17 protein-coding genes are annotated in these 18827 nt (G+C 58.0%); 12 read left to right on the plus strand and 5 right to left on the minus strand.

Annotation, left to right across the window (positions count from 1 at the left end):
• The first annotated feature begins 260 nt into the window (after positions 1-260).
• The 7 genes from rpoE to era all read left to right on the plus strand — a co-directional run bounded on the left by rpoE (position 261) and on the right by era (position 6905).
• Positions 261-836 carry an RNA polymerase sigma factor RpoE gene (rpoE, locus tag HKX41_02545; protein NNC23036.1) on the plus strand — a complete coding sequence of 192 codons (576 nt, stop codon included), beginning with the start codon at positions 261-263 and terminating at the stop codon, positions 834-836.
• 4 nt (positions 837-840) lie between these two features.
• Entirely contained in the window at positions 841-1530 is a 690-nt protein-coding gene (locus HKX41_02550) for a hypothetical protein (GenBank protein ID NNC23037.1), read from the plus strand.
• Positions 1527-2537 carry a hypothetical protein gene (locus tag HKX41_02555; protein NNC23038.1) on the plus strand — a complete coding sequence of 337 codons (1011 nt, stop codon included), beginning with the start codon at positions 1527-1529 and terminating at the stop codon, positions 2535-2537. Before HKX41_02550 ends, HKX41_02555 begins: the two co-directional genes overlap by 4 nt.
• A gap of 108 nt (positions 2538-2645) precedes the next feature.
• On the plus strand, positions 2646-4448 hold the full coding sequence (lepA, locus tag HKX41_02560) for an elongation factor 4 (protein ID NNC23039.1): 1803 nt from the start codon (positions 2646-2648) through the stop codon (positions 4446-4448).
• 150 nt (positions 4449-4598) lie between these two features.
• Positions 4599-5249, plus strand: coding sequence for a signal peptidase I (lepB, locus tag HKX41_02565; protein ID NNC23040.1), 651 nt, complete (start codon positions 4599-4601; stop codon positions 5247-5249).
• A gap of 52 nt (positions 5250-5301) precedes the next feature.
• Positions 5302-6012, plus strand: coding sequence for a ribonuclease III (gene rnc, locus HKX41_02570; protein NNC23041.1), 711 nt, complete (start codon positions 5302-5304; stop codon positions 6010-6012).
• Positions 6009-6905, plus strand: coding sequence for a GTPase Era (gene era / locus HKX41_02575; protein NNC23042.1), 897 nt, complete (start codon positions 6009-6011; stop codon positions 6903-6905). The genes rnc and era overlap by 4 nt, the downstream gene beginning before the upstream one ends.
• 220 nt (positions 6906-7125) lie before the next feature.
• Here era and parC read toward each other — a convergent pair whose 3' ends face one another.
• The gene (gene parC, locus HKX41_02580) at positions 7126-9375 is read right to left on the minus strand and encodes a DNA topoisomerase IV subunit A (GenBank protein ID NNC23043.1); all 2250 of its coding nucleotides are present in this window, start codon (positions 9373-9375) and stop codon (positions 7126-7128) included.
• Positions 9376-9409: 34 nt separating this feature from the next.
• The gene (parE, locus tag HKX41_02585; protein NNC23044.1) at positions 9410-11320 is read right to left on the minus strand and encodes a DNA topoisomerase IV subunit B; all 1911 of its coding nucleotides are present in this window, start codon (positions 11318-11320) and stop codon (positions 9410-9412) included.
• 104 nt (positions 11321-11424) lie between these two features.
• On the opposite strand from parE, the gene HKX41_02590 reads away from it, so the two are divergent.
• Positions 11425-11757, plus strand: coding sequence for an exodeoxyribonuclease VII small subunit (locus tag HKX41_02590; GenBank protein NNC23045.1), 333 nt, complete (start codon positions 11425-11427; stop codon positions 11755-11757).
• Between the two features lie 86 nt (positions 11758-11843).
• Here the strand turns inward: HKX41_02590 and epmB are convergent, their stop codons facing one another.
• Complete coding sequence (gene epmB, locus HKX41_02595; GenBank protein NNC23046.1) at positions 11844-12848, minus strand: EF-P beta-lysylation protein EpmB; 1005 nt, start codon at positions 12846-12848, stop codon at positions 11844-11846.
• A gap of 165 nt (positions 12849-13013) precedes the next feature.
• On the opposite strand from epmB, the gene efp reads away from it, so the two are divergent.
• On the plus strand, positions 13014-13583 hold the full coding sequence (gene efp / locus HKX41_02600; GenBank protein NNC23047.1) for an elongation factor P: 570 nt from the start codon (positions 13014-13016) through the stop codon (positions 13581-13583).
• Positions 13584-13608: 25 nt separating this feature from the next.
• Complete coding sequence (locus tag HKX41_02605; GenBank protein ID NNC23048.1) at positions 13609-14547, plus strand: EF-P lysine aminoacylase GenX; 939 nt, start codon at positions 13609-13611, stop codon at positions 14545-14547.
• A gap of 12 nt (positions 14548-14559) precedes the next feature.
• Here HKX41_02605 and psd read toward each other — a convergent pair whose 3' ends face one another.
• A complete protein-coding gene (gene psd / locus HKX41_02610; protein NNC23049.1) occupies positions 14560-15348 on the minus strand; it encodes a phosphatidylserine decarboxylase in 789 nt (262 codons plus the stop codon).
• Between the two features lie 179 nt (positions 15349-15527).
• Between psd and prmB the strand changes: the two genes are divergently transcribed.
• Together prmB and aroC are read left to right on the plus strand one after the other, a co-directional pair.
• The gene (gene prmB / locus HKX41_02615) at positions 15528-16499 is read left to right on the plus strand and encodes a 50S ribosomal protein L3 N(5)-glutamine methyltransferase (GenBank protein NNC23050.1); all 972 of its coding nucleotides are present in this window, start codon (positions 15528-15530) and stop codon (positions 16497-16499) included.
• A gap of 3 nt (positions 16500-16502) precedes the next feature.
• Positions 16503-17561 (plus strand): chorismate synthase, encoded by a 1059-nt coding sequence (aroC, locus tag HKX41_02620; GenBank protein ID NNC23051.1) that lies wholly within the window; start codon positions 16503-16505, stop codon positions 17559-17561.
• A gap of 198 nt (positions 17562-17759) precedes the next feature.
• Here aroC and HKX41_02625 read toward each other — a convergent pair whose 3' ends face one another.
• Positions 17760-18701: an ABC transporter substrate-binding protein gene (locus HKX41_02625; GenBank protein NNC23052.1), complete on the minus strand. Its 942-nt coding sequence runs from the start codon at positions 18699-18701 to the stop codon at positions 17760-17762.
• Positions 18702-18827 lie beyond the last annotated feature (126 nt).

Below are 18827 nucleotides of genomic sequence, written 5' to 3' on the forward strand. Positions count from 1 at the left end.
GTCGCTCGTGCTAGCCTTGCCACACTCAGCGAATGCCAATGCATTTCGATTTCGAACGGGGACCAGAATTTGCGCGTAATTGGACGGGCATGCCAAGGCCAGCCCGATAAAGCGTTACTGCGCTTTGTTGTTGCAAACGATGGTAGTCCCAACGAGCGTGAACTTATGAGTTTTGGCGTGGTCTATTTAGGCAGTTGCCGTCAAAGTACAAAGCGTCATGTATGGAATCTGTCCCGCGTCGGCCCCATTGTTAGTGTCTTATGGCCGACGATGTAAGCGATGCCCAGCTCGTGGAGCGCGTACAACGCGGCGAACGCGCGGCGTTTGATCTGCTTGTTCGTAAATACCAGCATAGAGTTGTGAATCTCGTGTCGCGATACGTGAATCCATCGGAGGCACAGGATGTCGCCCAGGATGCCTTTATCAAGGCTTATCGTTCGTTGTCTGGATTCAAGGGCGATAGCGCGTTTTATACCTGGTTATACCGTATTTCGATCAACGCCGCTAAGAACCATATTACGGCGCGCTCACGCCGGCCCTCGAATCAAGACATTGATGTCGACGACGCCGAAGTTATCGGCCGGACCGATCGTTTCTCGGATCGCGCTTCTCCGGAAGCACTCGCTGAAAGCGATGAAACCCGTGACACAGTGCTTGCCACGATCCGGGAATTACCCGAAGACTTGCGCATGGCGATCATGCTACGGGAGCTCGACGGTATGAGTTATGACGAGATTGCCGAAACCATGGACTGCCCAGTTGGCACGGTACGTTCCCGAATCTTTCGAGCGCGGAGTGCGGTCGAAGAGCGTATCGCAGCCCTGAGCGAGAAGTAACGCTATGGACGAACGTTTTTCCGCTGCCATCGACAACGAAGCATCGCATGATGAAGTGGCGATGGCTATCGACGCCGCGATCGCAGACCGGGCGGTTCGGGATTGCTGGACGCGCCAATATTGGTTGCAGACAACACTCCAGCATCCGAACGAGACACCAGTGTCACACCTTGATATCGGCTTCGCCGATCGGGTGATGACAGCGATCGAAGCCGACCAAGGATCGACATCGGCACCTCCGGAAACGGAGCGCACGATCGACTTCGAGAGCAAGCGACGTGTGCGACGCGGCGATAGGGGGTCCGGCCGCGGTGGCTGGCGTACCAGCCTGGGTGCCGCGGCAGCGGCGTCGGTGGTTGGTTTTGTCGTTTATGCCTACGCACCACTCGGTGGCCAGCATCTCGTGCCCTCTAACGATACGGGTCACTCGACATCGCCCGTTGCCGAGAAGACATCAGGGGGCGGCGCAACGCAAACCGTGGCTAATACAAGTGCAAGCCCGTCGTCCGACCGCAGTCGGTCGGGGCGGACTCGGCGCGAAAGCGGGCACTGGTCGGTTTCGGATCCGGATCTACGTCGCGAGTTGAACGGCTACCTCGTTGAGCATAACGGGGTTTCCCGAAACTTTGGCCTGTCGGCGTCTGCTGCGTCGTTGGTCCAAGCAACAGCCTATCGAACGCAGACACATCAGTGAGTTTAAAAGCGACCGGCCTGTGCCTGGTCGGCGTCTTGGCTGCGGTCGACGTCTCTGCGGCGGCATCATCGCAGGCATCCGCGTCGGCCGACGAACAGACACCGACACCTAGCGAGCTACTCTCGTCCGCAACCCAGGCGATCCAGACAGCCAGCTATCGTGGTGTCCTGCTTAGCGCCCAGGCAGGGCAAATGAATACGATGCGTGTGTTCCATCGACAGAAAAACGGTGAGGAACAACAACGTCTGGTCAGCACGAGCGGCACGGCACGTGAGATCATCCGCACAGGATCTAAAACCGTCTCGATTCTGCCGAACAAAGAGTTGGTTCTGATCTCGCGAAAACGGCAAAATAGCTTGTTGAACAAGCTGACCCAATCGGCCGTCACACGTATTCAGACTTCTTACAGCCTTGAAGATAAAGGCAGTGATCGTGTCGCCGGACGTCAATGTCGACTCATCCAAATCAAACCGAAGGACCGATTTCGCTACGGCTATTGGTTGTCGATCGATGAAAAAACGCATCTGCCTTTGAAGCTCAAATTAGTGAGCAAGCATTCGGTTTTAGAACGGCTTTTATTCACCGAGATCAAGTTTGATAAGTCGTTGCCCGACAAGTATTTCGAATCGCAGCACAGCGTCAAGGGCTATCGTGTGGTCAAACACGAGTCAATTAAAAAGGTTGCAGATGACGAACACGATAAGCCATCCGTTCGCTGGAACGCTGAAAAATTGCCGCCGGGTTTCGAACGCATAAGACTCGGTGTGCGGCAGGTTTCGAAAAACGCCCAGGTACGCCAGATACTTTATACTGACGGCTTGGCGAGCGTGTCGGCCTTTATCGCACCTGCCGGTTTGCGTACGCCGCTGAAAGGTGGATCAGCACGCGGCCCAGTCCACGCATTCGGTCGGCAGTTGGATAATAAGCAGATCACGGTTGTGGGCAAAGTTCCCGCAGCAACAGTGAAGCTGATTGCCAAACACTTGACCTTGAAAGGCGAGCATTAACTCGATAACCACGATTGTTTCGCGGTCACTCTGAAATCACGCCTTTAGGGCGCGTATACTAAGCGCTTTTACGCGGTCTAGCCGCTTCCTCCTCATCTGAACGTGCGCATGCAGTCACGCATCCGGAACTTTTCGGTTATCGCCCATATTGATCACGGCAAATCGACATTGTCGGACCGGTTTATCCAGGCCTGCCGTGGACTGACCGAGCGCCAGATGGCCGACCAGGTGCTGGACACGATGGACCTGGAACGCGAGCGCGGCATCACCATCAAGGCGCAAGCCGTTACGCTCGACTATCTGGCCCGCGATGGGCATACGTACCAGCTTAATTTTATCGACACGCCCGGTCACGTCGATTTCTCCTACGAAGTCTCACGTTCGCTGGCCGCCTGCGAAGGTGCGCTGCTGGTCGTGGACGCTTCCCAGGGGGTCGAGGCCCAGAGTGTGGGCAACACTTATACCGCGATCGCCCAGGATCTGGAGGTTTTGCCGGTTTTGAACAAAACCGACCTGCCGGCCTCGGATCCCGAAGGTGTTGCGGATCAGATCGAAAAGATCATCGGCCTCGATGCTGATGATCGATTGCTGGTGTCGGCCAAATCGGGCGAGGGTGTTACCGACGTGCTCGAAGCCCTGGTTGAACAGGTGCCACCACCGGTCGGCGATGCCGATGCAGCGCTCCAGGCTTTGATCATCGATTCCTGGTTCGACAACTATCTCGGCGTCGTCTCGTTGGTCAAAATTGTTAATGGCCAGCTGGCAGTGGGGGAGCGCATACAGGTGATGGCGACCGGGCGTGACCACGCTGTTTCCGAGGTCGGTCGTTATACCCCGCGGCGCACCCCGGATGATGCTCTTAATATCGGCGAAGTCGGCTACGTTATCGCGGGTATCAAAGATATCGACGGTGCGCCGGTTGGCGATACGCTGACCCACGCACATCGCGCTTGCGAAGCACGCGTGCCCGGATTTCGCGAGGTGCAACCACGCGTGTTCGCCGGGGTGTACACCGTCGACTCCAACGAATACGAAGATTTCCGCGACGCCTTAGCCAAGTTGCGCCTGAACGATTCGTCGCTGTCCTATGAGCCAGAGACTTCGGCCGCGCTCGGGTTCGGTTTTCGTATCGGCTTTCTCGGCATGCTCCATATGGAGATCATGCAGGAACGGCTCGAGCGTGAATACGGCCTCAACCTGATCACGACGGCGCCGACCGTGGTCTTCGAGGTAGAGGATACGGCTGGCACGACCACGACGATCAGTAATCCGACGTCATTGCCAACGCCGGGGTATATCAACGCCATCCGCGAACCCATTATCCGCGCCAGTATTCTGACGCCGGACGACTACACCGGGCCAGTAATGCAACTCTGCATGGAAAAACGCGGTGTTCAAAAAGACATGAGCTACGTCGGCAACTCGGTGTCGATGGTATTCGAGCTACCGTTGGCCGAAGTGGTGTTGGATTTCTTTGACCGACTGCAATCGGTCTCGCGCGGTTTTGCCTCGTTTGAGTACGATCACGCCCGATTTCAGGAGGCCAATCTTGTGCGTCTTGATGTGCGCATCAACGGCGATAATGTCGACGCATTGGCCCATATCGTGCATAGCGACCACGCATACGAACGTGGCAAGGCGTTGGTCGAGAAACTGAAAAACATCGTGCCGCGACAGATGTTCGATGTCGCCATTCAGGCGACTGTGGGCAGTCGCATCATAGCCCGCTCGACGGTCAAGGCCATGCGTAAGAACGTGACCGCCAAATGCTACGGCGGCGATGTGTCACGTAAACGCAAGCTTTTGGATAAACAAAAGAAAGGTAAACGACGGATGAAACAACTTGGCCAGGTCGATATCCCGCAAGAAGCCTTTCTCGCGGTCTTGTCTACCGCCGACGACGATGACTGACGGAGACTCGACCTAGTGTCTGCTATCCATAACACGTTCGAAACATGGCTGACCCTCGTCTGTGTCCTAACGGGCCTGGTTTGGCTGTTGGACCGATTTGTTCTCGCACGCCGTCGCAGTGAGAAAGACACCCGTAACTGGGCGGTCGAGATGGCGCGTTCGTTTTTCCCCGTGTTGCTGTTGGTGCTGGTGGTGCGAACGTTCGTGTTCGAGCCGTTCCGGATTCCGTCCAAATCGATGGTTCCAACCCTGCTAGTCGGGGACTTCGTGCTGGCCGAGAAATTCGCCTATGGGCTTCGGCTACCGGTAACGCATACCAAGATACTATCGACCGGTGAGCCGCAGCGTGGCGACGTCATGCTGTTTCGATATCCAGAAAACCCCGCCGCGAACTACATCAAGCGCGTGGTCGGATTGCCCGGCGATACCGTCACGTATAAAAACGACCAACTCTACGTCAACGGCAAAAAAGTCGCGCGTACTAAAAAAGGCACCTACCGCGGTCCCAATGCCAGCGTGCGCCGGCCTATGACACTGTTTTCGGAAAAACTGCCCGGGTCCACGAACCCGCACCCGATACTTCATATTGTTACTCGCGGCGGCCTGAACCAAAAAACGGTTACGGTTCCCGAGGGCAAATATTTCGTCATGGGCGATAATCGCGACAACAGCGACGATTCGCGCGACTGGGGGTTTGTGCCGGCGCACAACCTCGTTGGGCGCGCCACTATGATCTGGTTTAGTATCAACTGGCAGAATTTTAATGTCCGCTGGTCACGCATCGGCGACTGGTTGAGTTGATTGTGCGCTGGCAGATGCCAATTAAAAAAGAGACAAAGGCAACAAGCATCACATGAATGCCGCTGAATCAATCAATCAGAGGCGTGGGGTGAGTGCTCTCGAGACACGACTCAACTACGAATTCGCGGATCGGCGCCATTTAAAACGTGCGCTTACGCATCGCAGCGCTGGACCCGATAACAACGAACGGCTGGAATTTCTCGGCGACGGCGTTCTGAATTTTGTCATTGCCGCCGAGTTGTTCGAGCGCCTGCCGGATGCACCCGAAGGTGATCTGAGCCGACTACGCGCCACGCTGGTCAACGAACCGACGTTAGCCGAAATCGCCGATGAGATCGGCGTGGCCGAACTGCTGACGCTGGGGCCGAGTGAGACGGGTGACGGTAGCCGGCGCCGCGATTCGGTACGCGCGGATACGGTTGAAGCCGTCATCGGCGCGGTTTACATCGACAGTGGCTTCGATGCTACGCGCGATTTGATTAGCCGGCTCTATACCGACCGTCTTGAGCAGTTGCCCTCAGCCGACGATACTAAGGATGCCAAAACTCGCCTGCAGGAGTGGTTACAGGCTCGCGGTCGTCAACGGCCACACTACGAACTCGTGCGCACCGAGGGCGCCGAACACTGTCGAACATTTGTCGCATACTGCCGACTGGTCGACAGCGACGTGGGCGCCGAAGGCCAAGGTAGTAGTCGCCGCAAGGCCGAGCAGGTCGCCGCGATGACAGTTTTAGAACGAGTGCGACGGGCATCAAGCGAATGAGCGATAACGACTTAACCCGGTATAGCGGACTCGTGGCGCTGGTAGGGCGTCCCAACGTCGGTAAATCCACGCTGCTCAATGCCTTGATCGACGAAAAGCTCAGTATCGTCACGCCCAAGCCGCAGACCACGCGCCATCGTATTGTCGGTGTGATGGGTAATGGCAACACACAGATCGGTCTGATCGATGCGCCGGGTGTTCACCTGGGCACTAAAACGGCATTGAATCGGGTCATGAATGAAAACGCCGCCACTAGTGTCACGGGTGTCGATCTGGCGGTTCTAGTGGTCGACCGTGGACGTTGGACAGACGATGACGCAGCGGCACTCAGGAACGCGAAAGCGAGCGGCGTGCCGGTTGGATTGGTCATCAACAAGGCCGATCTGGAACAGGATAAAAACCGTTTGTTACCGGCCATCGAACAACAAAGCCAACGCGACGATTTCGCATTTGTGGTGCCGGTCTCCGCACATCGAAGCGATAATCTCGAGGCATTGACCAGCGAGCTAAACAGCCGCATGCCGCAGAGCGAATTCCTATTCGATGACGACGCCTTAACCGACCGGCCCATGCGTTTTCTGGTCGCCGAAATCGTGCGCGAGAAATTGATCATTTTCTTGCAGCAGGAGCTGCCTTACCAGATAGCGGTCGAAGTCGAGGAATTCGACTCGAGCGACCCGACTAAAACCTATATTCAGGCCTTGATCTGGGTAGCCCGCGATAACCAAAAATCGATCGTTATCGGCCGCCGTGGTTCCATGCTCGAACAAGTCGGTCGTTCCGCACGCTTGGCACTAGCCGATTGGCTGGAAACGCGTGTCGATCTCCGGCTGTTTGTACGCGTTGACCCCGGGTGGCCGGATGATGAAGCCCGCAGCCGGACGCGCGCATAAAACACGGTTTGGGCCACAAATGGTTGGCCCAAGCTCGATCACAATCGAGCACCGGTTTATCGTTATTTGATCGCTACACACCACACGCTGGCGCGGTCGGAATCGATAGGGCTAGATTGCACTTTGCTAGTACCATCAATTGCCACAGCCGGCTGCTAGTGGTCTTTATATCGCCTCGATTCGCATAACTTACAGACCAACGACAATCGAGCCCGGCGAATTAGCTCGTTGACTCGATGGTGAGCGACGGCTTGCGGCGGAAGCCACGTGGTAACAGGGTGCCGCGACTAGCCCGTTTGCCGCGGTAGGAGTCGCGTTGGCCGGGTTTGATGCGCGTGTGACGTTTGCCACTGGTCACGATCAATGTGTCGCGAGTTGTGACGATTCGGACCTCGATCAAGCGTTCACTGCTGGTGTGATCGTCGCCGCCGGCCAGTGTGATTAGTTTGTTGCCGCGGCCACGAGCCTGATCGGGCAACACATCGAGTGACACAATCAATAGTCGGCCATTGTCCGCCAGCAGACAGACCTCGATTTGTGACTCGTCAGCCGCGGTCGTCAAGGTGGTTGGTGCGAGTGCGCGCGCACCTCTAGCCGGTTGCAACGCCGTTTTGCCGCCTTTCTGGCGCGAGGCTAGGGCGCTGAGGGTAGTGGTCAGGCCGTACCCCGAATCGGCGGCAAGAACACATCGAGTCGTATCCGGCCCGAGTGCCACGCCAACAAATCCGGTGCCTGTAGGCGCCGCTAGAAGTGAAGTTAATGGCTCACCCTGACGCCGAGCATCCGGTAGCTGTTGCGGGTCGAGACTAAACGTGCGGCCGTTGTCGCCGAGAACGAGCAAACGTTGGTCCGATCGCCCACGGACGCTGGTCAGATAACCGTCGCCACTGCGGTAGTTCAACGTTGTGGGGTCGATGTCATGATTTTTGGCGGCACGGATCCAGCCGTGGCGCGACAGGACGGCGGTAATATTTTCCGCGGGGGTGCGCTCGGCTTTGCTCATGGCTGTAGCCGCAGCGCGTTCGACAAGCGCGGTACGACGGTTATCGCCATACTGCTCAGCATCGGCGGCGAGCTCATCACGGATCTGGCGCGTCAAGCGTGCCGGATCGGCCAATGTGGCTTCGATTCGATCGCGCTCAGCAGCAAGTTCGTCGCGTTCGGTCTGGATCTTGAATTCTTCGAGCTTGATCAGGTGCCGCAGACGGAGGTTGAGAATTGCTTCGGCCTGGGTTTCCGACAAGTCGAACTGCCGCATGAGTTCAGGGCCTGGCTCATCCCAACCTCGGATGATCGCTATGACTTCGTCGATATTCAGATACGCCGTGTGCAGGCCGGCGAGGATATGAAGCCGGTCGGTGACCGCCCCCAATCGATGCCGCAGGCGTCGTTCAACGGTGTGGCGCCGATAGCCGAGCCACTCGTTGAGCAGGCCGACTAACGATTTGACCTGTGGTGCGCCATCGGTACCGACAACATTCAAATTCACGCGCACGGTCTTTTCCAGGCCCGTGGTCGCGAATAAATGTGTCATCAACGTGTCGTGGTCGACATTTTTACCGCGCAGTGCCAACACCAGTCGCACCGGCGTTTCATGGTTCGATTCATCGCGTAGATCGGTGACCATCGGCAGTTTTTTGGCCTGCATCTGGCCAGCGATTTCTTCCTGAATGCGCGCGGCCGACGCCTGATAGGGCAGGCTGTTGATGACGATCTCGCGCTCGGATTGCTGGTAAGTAGCGCGCACGCGTACTTGCCCGATGCCGGCAGCATAGATCGCCTTTAGCTCGTCGCGCGGGGTAATGATTTCGGCGCCAGTGGGAAAATCCGGCCCTGGGAGGTGCTCGGCGAGTGCATCACTGCCGGCGTCGGGATGATCCAGTAGATGAATCGCAGCCGCTGCGACTTCGCCCAGATTGTGTGGCGGAATATCGGTGGCCATGCCTACGGCGATGCCAGTGCCGCCGTTTAGCAACACATTGGGCAGGCGGGCCGGGAGCGTGACTGGCTCATCGAATGTGCCGTCGAAATTGGGCTGCCAATCGACCGTGCCCTGACGCAGTTCGCTTAACAGGGTTGCCGCGTAACCGGTCAGTCGCGACTCGGTGTAGCGCATGGCGGCGAATGATTTGGGGTCGTCTGTCGTGCCCCAGTTGCCGTGGCCGTCGACCAGTGGATAACGATAGGTGAACGACTGCGCCATGATGACCATGGCCTCGTAACAAGCGGAGTCGCCATGCGGATGGAATTTGCCGATGACATCGCCGACCGTGCGTGCCGCTTTTTTGGGCTTGGACGTGGCCGACAGGCCCAGCTCCGACATGGCGTAAATAATCCGCCGTTGTACGGGTTTCAAACCGTCGCCGATGTGCGGCAGCGCGCGGTCGAGGACCACGTACATGGCGTAGTTCAGGTAGGCGTTTTCGGCGAACTCACCGAGCGACTGGCGCTCGCTGTCGGTATCCAGCATGGAGGTTTTGTCCCGGTTTCGGGTTGCGCGATATTCAGGTGGTTAGCTCGGCCCGTGCGCCATTGGCTTCCAGCCAGGCGCGTCGGTCGCGGGCACGCTTTTTGGCCAGTAGTTTATCGAGCACGTCGGTTGCTGTGGAGGTGTCGTCGCTGTCGCCTGCCAGTGTTAGTTGTACCAAGCGGCGTGTATCCGACGCCATGGTTGTCTCCCGCAATTGCAAAGCGCTCATTTCGCCCAGCCCCTTGAAGCGCGTCACGCTGATTTTACGGTTCGGTTTTTCGCGCTCGAGGCGGTCCACGATCGCCGCGCGTTCGTCGTCGTCGAGCGCGTAATGAACTTCACGGCCGGCATCGATCCGGAACAGTGGCGGCATGGCCACGAAGACATGTCCGGCCTCGACGAGTGGCTGGAAGTGGCGCACAAATAACGCGCATAGCAGGGTGGCGATATGCATGCCGTCGGAGTCGGCGTCGGCGAGCACGCAAATCTTGTGGTAACGCAGATCATTCAGGCGCGGATTGCCGGGGTCGAGGCCGATAGCGACCGCGATGTCATGGACCTCGCGCGATTTCAGTGTATCCGCGGCATCGAGTTCCCAAGCGTTTAGAATCTTGCCGCGTAGCGGCATCACGGCCTGCGTATCGCGATCGCGCGCCTGCTTGGCTGAACCGCCCGCTGAATCGCCTTCAACGATGAAAAGCTCCGAGCGTGCTGGCTCGTTACTGACGCAGTCGGTCAGTTTGCCTGGCAATGCCGGCCCGTTATGTGCTTTTTTGCGGTCTACTTTTTTCGCTTTTCGGGCACGTGCTCGCGCCCGGGCGATGCATTGTTCGACCAGCGCTCGGCCGGCTGTCACGTGGCGATTCAGCCAAAGCGAAAACGCGTCTTTCACAGCGTTTGCCACGGTCTGGCTGACCGAGCGTGAGGCCAGGCGTTCCTTGGTTTGGCCGGCGAACTGCGGGTCGTTCATTTTTAGCGACAGCACGTAGCTCGCACCCGCCCAGACGTCGTCCGCGGCCAGCGTGACGCCGCGCGGCAACAACCCCTGAAAATCGCAGAATTCGCGTACAGCGTCGGTCAATCCGGTGCGCAGGCCGTTCACGTGAGTACCGCCAGCTGGCGTTGGGATCAGGTTGACATAGCTTTCACCGATCGCCTCACGCGAGGTGCCGGACTCGGCGTCCTGCCATTCAATCGCGAAAGCGAGTTCGACCGAGTCATTCTCGAAGTGGTCGACCACGACTTCGCCCAGGACCGTGTCGACGTCGGCCAGACATTCTCGGAGATAGGCGCCGACACCGCCCGAGTAATGCCAAGTTATTTCTTCGTCGGCCACGTGATCGACGAAATGTACTGTCAAATCAGGGCACAACACAGCCTTGGCGCGCAGCAGCGTCTTAAACGGCGCGACCACGAATGCCGGATCGTCGAAGTAGTCGGCGGGGGCAAACTCGATGCGGGTGCCGGTACGACGGGGGGATGCTGATTCAACGCTTGCCAATTCGGTCTGTTTGACGCCATGCGCGAACGCCATGCGCCAGTGCGCGCCGTCGCGCCAGACATCGACAGTCAAAGACGCTGACAGCGCATTGACCACTGATACGCCCACGCCGTGCAAACCGCCGGCGTAGCGATAGTTTCCGGCCGAGAATTTGCCGCCGGCATGCAACCTTGTGAGGATGAGCTCGACACCGTTTATGCCGTGCTCTGGATGGACGGCGACCGGCATGCCGCGGCCATTGTCGCTGATGGCGATACGGTCGTTGGCCAGGCGCTCGACAGTTAGCTGATTGGCGTGGCCGGCCAGGGCCTCATCCACGGCGTTATCGACCACCTCGCGCGCGAGGTGGTTCGGATTCTGGGTATCGGTGAACATTGCCGGCCGGCGCCGAACCGGGTCGAGGCCGGATAGGACTTCAAGATCGGCAGTTTCGTAGGCACTCATTGGGGCAGTCTCGGGTCGAGCCAAGCCGGCGATCGCCGCGTCACGGTAAGCCAGATGCCGGCCCCGGACAAGACAGGCGACATTATGCCGTATAATCAAGTGTGATGACGGATGCCGACGACAAGACAGGTTACAGGGACGACGACGCCGAATCGAGCCAAACGCCGGATTCGACCGGATTGGCCGAATTCGAAGCTGCGATTGTGGAGCTGGAATCCATCGTGGCTACGCTGGAGTCAGGTGAGGTCAGCCTGGAGCAGGCGCTGACGAAGTTCGAACGTGGTGTGGTTTTGACGCGTCAATGTCAAACAACGCTGAAAGAAGCCGAACACCGTGTCGATCAACTCGTCGGCGCGGGTAGTGCTGATGCATCAGTCGAGCCGGCGCCGTTCGCATCGCCAGCTGGTGAGCAGCAACCCGACGAATCCGGCGCCTAAAAAGCATTTTCTGGCAGAACAATACGCTCGGACACATCAGACGAGCGTTCCCGGTGCTGGGCAGCACGCGCTGCGTTATTCTTAGATTAGTACGCAGAATTAGCGTACGTTGTCTTCGCTTTTTCGCCCGCGATTTCTTGCGTGAGTTTGGGAACCAGGTAGCCGGGCAGATGTGCCGATAGCGATGCAACGAGTCGGGTCGCGGTTGTCACATCAACGTCAAAATGCGTTGCGCCCGCAACCGGATCCGACAAGTGCAAATAATAAGGCAAAACACGAGCTTGAAAGAGTTTTTTCGATAACTGCTTGAGAGTTTCGACGTCATTGTTGACCGCGCTCAGCAGAACGGACTGGTTTAAAAGGGTTATATCCGAACTCGCGGCTTTCCCCAGTCGTTCGGTTACGAACGTGGACAGTTCGTGCGGGTGATTGGCGTGGACAACGAGCACGGCGTGCAATCGGCTGTCTGCCAAGCGGCCAATCAGTTCGTCGTCGAGTCGCTTAGGGTCGACGATCGGTGTTCGACTGTGCAGTCGGAGTGTCTCGACGTGCGCGATTGATTCAATTTTTTCGAGCAGGCGGCTCAGCTTCTGATTGGTCAGCGACAGCGGATCGCCGCCGGACAGGATGACTTCGCAAATGCTGGTGTCGGCGGCAATCAGGGCCAGGGCCTGGTCCTCGTTGGAACCGCCCGCATGGTCAGCGGCGTAGTCGAAATGTCGACGGAAACAGTAACGACAGTGCACCGCACAGGCGCCGGTAGTTACGAGCAGTGCACGACCGTGGTATTTATGAAGCACGCCGTGACCAAGGCTGCTTGCCCGGTCGCCGACGGCGTCCACCCAGCCCGCTGAATCTACCGTCTCGGCTTCAATCGGCAGCACTTGCCGCAGCAGAGGATCGTCGATGTCGCCCGGCTGCATGCAGGCGAGGTAATGCCGCGGCACGCGTAGGCCGAACAGGCCCGCGGCGCGGCGCGCGGCTTCGCGTCGGCCGTCGTCCGGGAGCGAGAGTGCGTTAAACAGAGTGTCGATATCGCGAATCGGATCTGGCGTCGCACTATCGATGTGAGCCGCCGCTAAACTACTCATGGCATATACAGACGTGGATCGGCATGTTGCTTAGGCCAAACGCGTCTTAGCCCGATCCGGGGTGCCGGCGTCGGACATAGCGCGAGGATACGATACAATCTTGTCGAACGGGCGTGCGACACGCCCGGTATTTTGATATTGCCAGCATGCACTGGACAGGGATTTATGGCGCAGGTTGATACGAGTCAATTTAAAGGTGGTCTAAAGATCATTCTCGACGGCGATCCGTTTACGATCGTCGAGAACGAATTCGTCAAACCGGGCAAAGGCCAGGGGTTTTCCCGCGTTAAATTGCGCAATCTGCGCACCAACCGAGTCGTTGAGCGCACATTCAAATCTGGCGAGAACGCTGAGTTGGCCGACGTGCACGAAACGTCGATGCAGTTTCTGTTCTTCGATGGCGAGTTCTATCATTTCATGGATCCGAAATCTTTTGAGCAGGTTCAGGCAAACGAGGCCGTGCTGGGCGACGGTGCGAAGTGGTTAAAAGGCGAGGATCGCTGCGAAGTAACGCTCTGGGAAGGCGTGCCGCTTCAAATCGACGCGCCGGATTTTGTCGACCTGACCGTCACCGAAACTGATCCCGGTGTGCGTGGCGACACGTCGAACGGAGGTAGCAAGCCCGCCACCTTGGAGACGGGCGCCGTGGTTCGCGTGCCGTTGTTCATTGAAGAAGGCGAGGTCCTGCGGATCGACACGCGTAAAGGCGAATACGTCACACGCGCCAACAGCTAGGTGTGAGAACAAACGGCGCGCGTCAGTGGTAACGTCCGATGACTGGCGGCCGTCGGCTGATTGGCCTACGCTGCACCGCCGTGCCGCGCTGTTACGCACACTTCGCGCCTTTTTAGACGAACGTGGCTGCACGGAGATTGACGCGCCGATCGCCGCGCGCGGCGCGATCGTGGAGCGTGAGCTCGATAACCTGAGCACGCGCGATGGGGATCCATTCGTTGGTTCCCCTGAGGCCTCGTTGAAGCGTGCGTTGGCTGCCGGTAGCGGTGATGTGTATCACCTGGGCCACGTATTTCGTGCGGGCGAAGTTGGGCGCTGGCACAACCCCGAATTCTGCATGCTGGAGTGGTACCGGTGCGGTTGGGGACTGCAATCGATCATCGACGAAACTGGCACTCTGTTGCACCACACGCTCGGGCTATCGATGGCCGAGCCGCAGTATTTCGTGGATGTTTTTCAAGCGACGATCGGTTTGGATCCGTTTGAAGCATCAACGGCGTCGCTAGCCGACGCTGCGCGCCAGTTCGGCGTTGCGCCGTCCGACACGGATGCTGGCGACACACGCTCATTGTGGATTGACTGCTTGATGTCGCTGGTCGTGCAGCCTCGCCTCGGGGACCGACAACCCGTGTGTTTGACGCATTTCCCGGCCGCCGACGGTGTGTTGACCATGCCCGCGGCGGACGGCGTGACTGCGCTTCGGTTCGAAGTCTATTTTCGCGGCGTCGAACTGGCTAACGGAGCGGTGGAGTTGACCAATGCCGCATTGGCAGATGAGCGAATGCGCGCCAACGCCGAATGTGGCGATGGTGATACCCCCGTCGACGAGCATCTGCTATCTGCCATGCGCGCCGGTTTGCCGGAGTGTGCCGGCGTCGCTCTCGGCGTTGACCGGTTATTGGCGCTACAACTGGCGCACGATGACGTGGCGTCGGTGATGCCCTTCGATTGGCGTCGGCGCTAAGCCGTCCGGTTGTCATTGCAGGCGGCCGATAGGCTGCCCGACGCGACATGGCTGGCCTGGGCACAGATCGTCGGCGAGTGCGGTGCATTCGCCCTCGGTCAAAACAATCACACTCGAACCGATGGAGAAGTGACCGAGGTAGTCGCCACGAGCAATGCGCGTGTCCGGTGCGGTTTCGATTGGCGACGAGGCGGTTAGCGCTCGCGAATGCCAACGATGCGGTGGGCAGATACGTCCATGCCAGCGTGTATGAATGCCGCCGACGACGAATGCGCCGATGAAAATAACGGCTATAGCACCAGTATCGGTGGCGAATGAAAGCACTACGCGCTCATTGCGTGTAAATAGCCGTGGCACGGTGCGTACGAATCGCGGCCCGACGCCGAACAATCGGCCTGGCACGTAGCCCGCGGCCATCAGACGCGCATCGGTCGGCATATGAACGCGGTGGTAGTCGGCCGGCGCCAGATAGAACGTGGCGTATGAACCGCCGATAAAAGGTTGTGCATCGACCGCGCCGGCTAACAGATCGTCGAGATCGTAGTGCTGGCCCTTGGCTTGAACGAGTGTTTGGCTGTCTATGTGGCCGCAGGCGCCGAGCGTGCCGTCGACAGGCGCGGCCAGTGTAGCTGGATCATGCGGCATTGGCCGTGTACCAGGTGCCAGCTCGCGCGTGAAAAAGGCTTCGAACGAGGCGTAGTCTCGCGATGAAGTAAATGCGGCTTCCGACAGATCGAGCTGTGGATAGGCGCGAAGCCAGACATGAATCAACATGCGCCGCAACCAATACTGTCGGGACACTGCCAGCCGCCGTGCTAGACGTGATATCAAACGCGTCGGCAGTAAGCCGGTCAGCAAACATGCAAGCCGGTCGGTCAAACGTGCGTGAAGTGCTCGTGACATCCGCAGATTATACGAATACCGCGAGCGGGCGGGGGAATCAGCACTTGCGCGTGCCGGATCCGGTATCCTAGGCATCTATGAGAAATGGCACCGCTGATGGGACGGCCGACAAGCCGGCGTCCCGAACCGACGATGAAGAACTCGTGCAGACGCTGACGTGCCCACTGGACTATATCCGGTGGGGCGCATCATATTTCGGCGAAGCCGGTCTGGCGTTTGGGCACGGCAGCGATAATCCGGTGGACGAAGCCGCGCATCTGGTGCTGCACGCACTGTCACTCGCCCATGACCTGCCGGATACCTATCTACAGGGGCAGTTGACCGATGCTGAACGCCGCGCCATTGTCGAGCTGTTGCGAGCGCGGGTCACGACACGCAAGCCAGCCGCCTATCTCACCGGCACGGCATGGTTCGCGGGCCTGGCTTTTTACGTCGATGAACGCGTCATCATTCCGCGCTCACCGATTGCGGAGTTGATCGGCGACGGTTTTCAACCGTGGCTCGCTCACCGTGAACCACTGGCCATACTCGATCTGTGTGCCGGCTGTGGCGCGATTGCTATCGCCTGTGCGGAGTTGTTCCCCGATGCTCGCGTCGTGGCTAGCGATGCCAGTACAGACGCGCTGGATGTGGCACGCACCAACGCCACGCGCCATGATAGTGGTCCGCAGGTTGAATTGGTTCAGGCCGATCTTTTCGATGACTTGCCCGCCGAGCGGTTTGATCTGATCGTGACCAATCCGCCGTACGTGAGCCGCGAAGAATCAGAGGGGCTGGCGGCTGAGTACCAGCATGAGCCCGGTTATGCTTTTCACGGTAATCAACAGGATCTCTCGCTTTTAACGCGACTGCTTGTGCAAGCGCCGGATTATCTGACCGAAGATGGTCTGTTGATTTTGGAAGTGGGGGCACGTGCGTTTGAGCTCGAAGCCACACATCCCGACCTACCGATCAGCTGGGTTGAGTTACAGCATGGCGGCATGGGCGTGGGTGTACTCGAAGCTGAGGATCTGGCCGCCTGGGCCAGTGCGCAGACAATCGGGGGTTGACGCGTGGCTGGCGATACCTGGGGGCGTAATTTCACGCTAACATCGTTCGGTGAGAGCCACGGTCCGGCGCTTGGCGGCATTGTCGATGGCTGTCCTCCTGGCATCGAGATCGACGAAGCATTGATCCAGGCCGATTTGGACCGCCGCAAGCCCGGTACCTCGCGCTACGTTACCCAGCGCAAAGAATCCGATACCGCACGCATCCTGTCCGGTGTTTTCGAGGGACAAACCACCGGCACGCCGATTGGTTTGCTGATTGAGAATACCGATCAGCGCTCGCGCGATTATTCAAAAATCAAGGATGTTTATCGGCCGAACCACGCCGACTACGCGTATATGCAAAAGTACGGCGTGCGTGATTATCGCGGTGGCGGTCGCTCGTCGGCACGCGAGACCGCGATTCGTGTTGCTGCTGGGGCGATTGCCCGTCAAGTGCTGGCCACCACCTTCGGTGTGACGATTCGCGGGTTTGTGACGCAACTCGGCCCGATCGAATTGGGCACCGGCGATCCGGATGCCGCGCGCGATAATCCGTTTTTCTGCGCCGATCCCGAGCGTATCCCCGAACTGGAAACATTGATCAACAAAGTCCGCAAGGAAGGCGACTCGATCGGCGCACGGATCGAGATCGTAGCGGAAGGGCTGCCAGCGGGGTGGGGAGAACCGGTTTTCGACCGGCTGGATGCCGACCTGGCCAAGGCACTGATGAGTATCAACGCGGTTAAAGGCGTCGAAATCGGCGATGGTTTCGATGTCGTTGGCATGCGTGGCTCCGAACACCGTGATGAATTAGCCCCCGAAGGTTTTCTCGCCAATCATTCCGGCGGCGTGCAGGGCGGGATCTCGACCGGCCAGGCGTTGCGTGCCTCGCTCGCGCTCAAACCGACGTCGAGTATCGTTATTCCCGGGCGTACGGTCGATACCGAAGGTAACGCGACCGAAATGCGGACCACCGGCCGGCACGACCCGTGCGTTGGTCTGCGCGCCACACCCATCGCCGAAGCCATGGTCGCTCTCACGCTTGTCGACCACGCCTTACGTCATCGAGGCCAGAACACCTAAAAGACCGGGATTGTCCCGCGACCGGCGTGTTGTGTAGTCCTTAGGACTGAATGAGGCCAGCCTCTTGTCGACTGTTTGGGATTGTCGTTTGTGAGGTTTGACACGCGAAATGGCGCCCAGCCGAGCGGGGTTGTTGAATAACCCCGCATCTCGCTGTTTATTTCGGCTGGGCGAATCTCATTTCGGGTCGGTTAGCGACTACTGGTAGCGCTTTTGGTAAGCGGCCACGGCCGAGCCACCGTCGGCCGTTTTTACACCTTTAAGCCATTGGGTAACGGTGTCGCCGTGGTTAGCCAGCCATTGCTGAGCGACCTTGGTTTTTTTATTTTTCTTATGGCCGTACTTATTAATCCAGCTGCTTTGTATCGCGGCATCCACGTGCAATTGTCGCAACAGGCGCGCAACATTGGGACGTTGCTCGGAAAACTCAGCATTAGCGAGTGTAAGTACTCGGGCTGTAATACCAGCGATATCACTGCTGTCGCCATCTTTTAAGTAGCGAATATCGAGTGTCACGTTCATCCAGTGTGGTTTCCAGCCATAAAAGACAACGGGGTTTTGACGCTTAACCGAGCGTTTCACCTGGGTGACCATCGCCGCCGTACTACTGGCAACGACTGTCCAGCCGCCCATTCCTTTGTAATCATTTTGGATCGCTTCATTAAATGCCTGGTTCATGGCACTGCCCGATTCGATCCCATATATCTTATGGTCGAACTCAGCCGCATGATCGGTCAGGTCCTTGATCGTATGAATGCCCTTTTCCCAGATATACGCGGGTACCGCAAGCCCTTGAGTGGCGTCTGTTAAATTAGCGCCTAGTTTTACTATTTTCCCTTTTTTAAGCGGTGGTTCGAGCATATCTTTCTGGGGTGGTAACCATGCCCCCAGAAAAACGTCGACGCTGCCTTTGGCCAAACCGCGATAGATGAACGGTAAGTTCAAACGCGTTGTTTCGGACTGATAGCCCAAGGTGTCAAGAAGCTGTTCGGCGATTTCAGTTTTAACATTGACACCGGGCCATGAGGGCTCGGCAAATTTGACCGGCTTCGTTGCTGCCATGCCCGAGCTGGCGTATCCGGCTAGCAATAAGCAGGTGGCCATAGACACGTATAAAAATTGACGGGAAAAATAAGTCATAACGTCATACTCCAGAAATTGGAACCCATGGATTCTTAAAAACAGGTATCGCTAAAGCGTGTGCGACTTTTGCATAAAAATACGTGTATTCTGATTAGATTAATGCCGGCTTGTTGAGCTTAGGTT

This window comes from Salifodinibacter halophilus (genome assembly GCA_012999515.1).
Taxonomy (GTDB): domain Bacteria; phylum Pseudomonadota; class Gammaproteobacteria; order Nevskiales; family Salinisphaeraceae; genus Salifodinibacter; species Salifodinibacter halophilus.

Excerpts from the sequence above, each read along its gene's own strand:
- era (NNC23042.1), top strand. The coding sequence starts at position 6,009 with ATGAGCGATAACGACTTAACCCGGTATAGCGGACTCGTGGCGCTGGTA.
- HKX41_02625 (NNC23052.1), bottom strand. The coding sequence starts at position 18,701 with ATGACTTATTTTTCCCGTCAATTTTTATACGTGTCTATGGCCACCTGC.
- HKX41_02550 (NNC23037.1), top strand. The coding sequence starts at position 841 with ATGGACGAACGTTTTTCCGCTGCCATCGACAACGAAGCATCGCATGAT.
- HKX41_02590 (NNC23045.1), top strand. The coding sequence starts at position 11,425 with ATGACGGATGCCGACGACAAGACAGGTTACAGGGACGACGACGCCGAA.
- rpoE (NNC23036.1), top strand. The coding sequence starts at position 261 with ATGGCCGACGATGTAAGCGATGCCCAGCTCGTGGAGCGCGTACAACGC.
- epmB (NNC23046.1), bottom strand. The coding sequence starts at position 12,848 with ATGAGTAGTTTAGCGGCGGCTCACATCGATAGTGCGACGCCAGATCCG.
- parE (NNC23044.1), bottom strand. The coding sequence starts at position 11,320 with ATGAGTGCCTACGAAACTGCCGATCTTGAAGTCCTATCCGGCCTCGAC.
- lepB (NNC23040.1), top strand. The coding sequence starts at position 4,599 with ATGGCGCGTTCGTTTTTCCCCGTGTTGCTGTTGGTGCTGGTGGTGCGA.
- efp (NNC23047.1), top strand. The coding sequence starts at position 13,014 with ATGGCGCAGGTTGATACGAGTCAATTTAAAGGTGGTCTAAAGATCATT.
- lepA (NNC23039.1), top strand. The coding sequence starts at position 2,646 with ATGCAGTCACGCATCCGGAACTTTTCGGTTATCGCCCATATTGATCAC.
- parC (NNC23043.1), bottom strand. The coding sequence starts at position 9,375 with ATGCTGGATACCGACAGCGAGCGCCAGTCGCTCGGTGAGTTCGCCGAA.
- prmB (NNC23050.1), top strand. The coding sequence starts at position 15,528 with ATGAGAAATGGCACCGCTGATGGGACGGCCGACAAGCCGGCGTCCCGA.
- rnc (NNC23041.1), top strand. The coding sequence starts at position 5,302 with ATGAATGCCGCTGAATCAATCAATCAGAGGCGTGGGGTGAGTGCTCTC.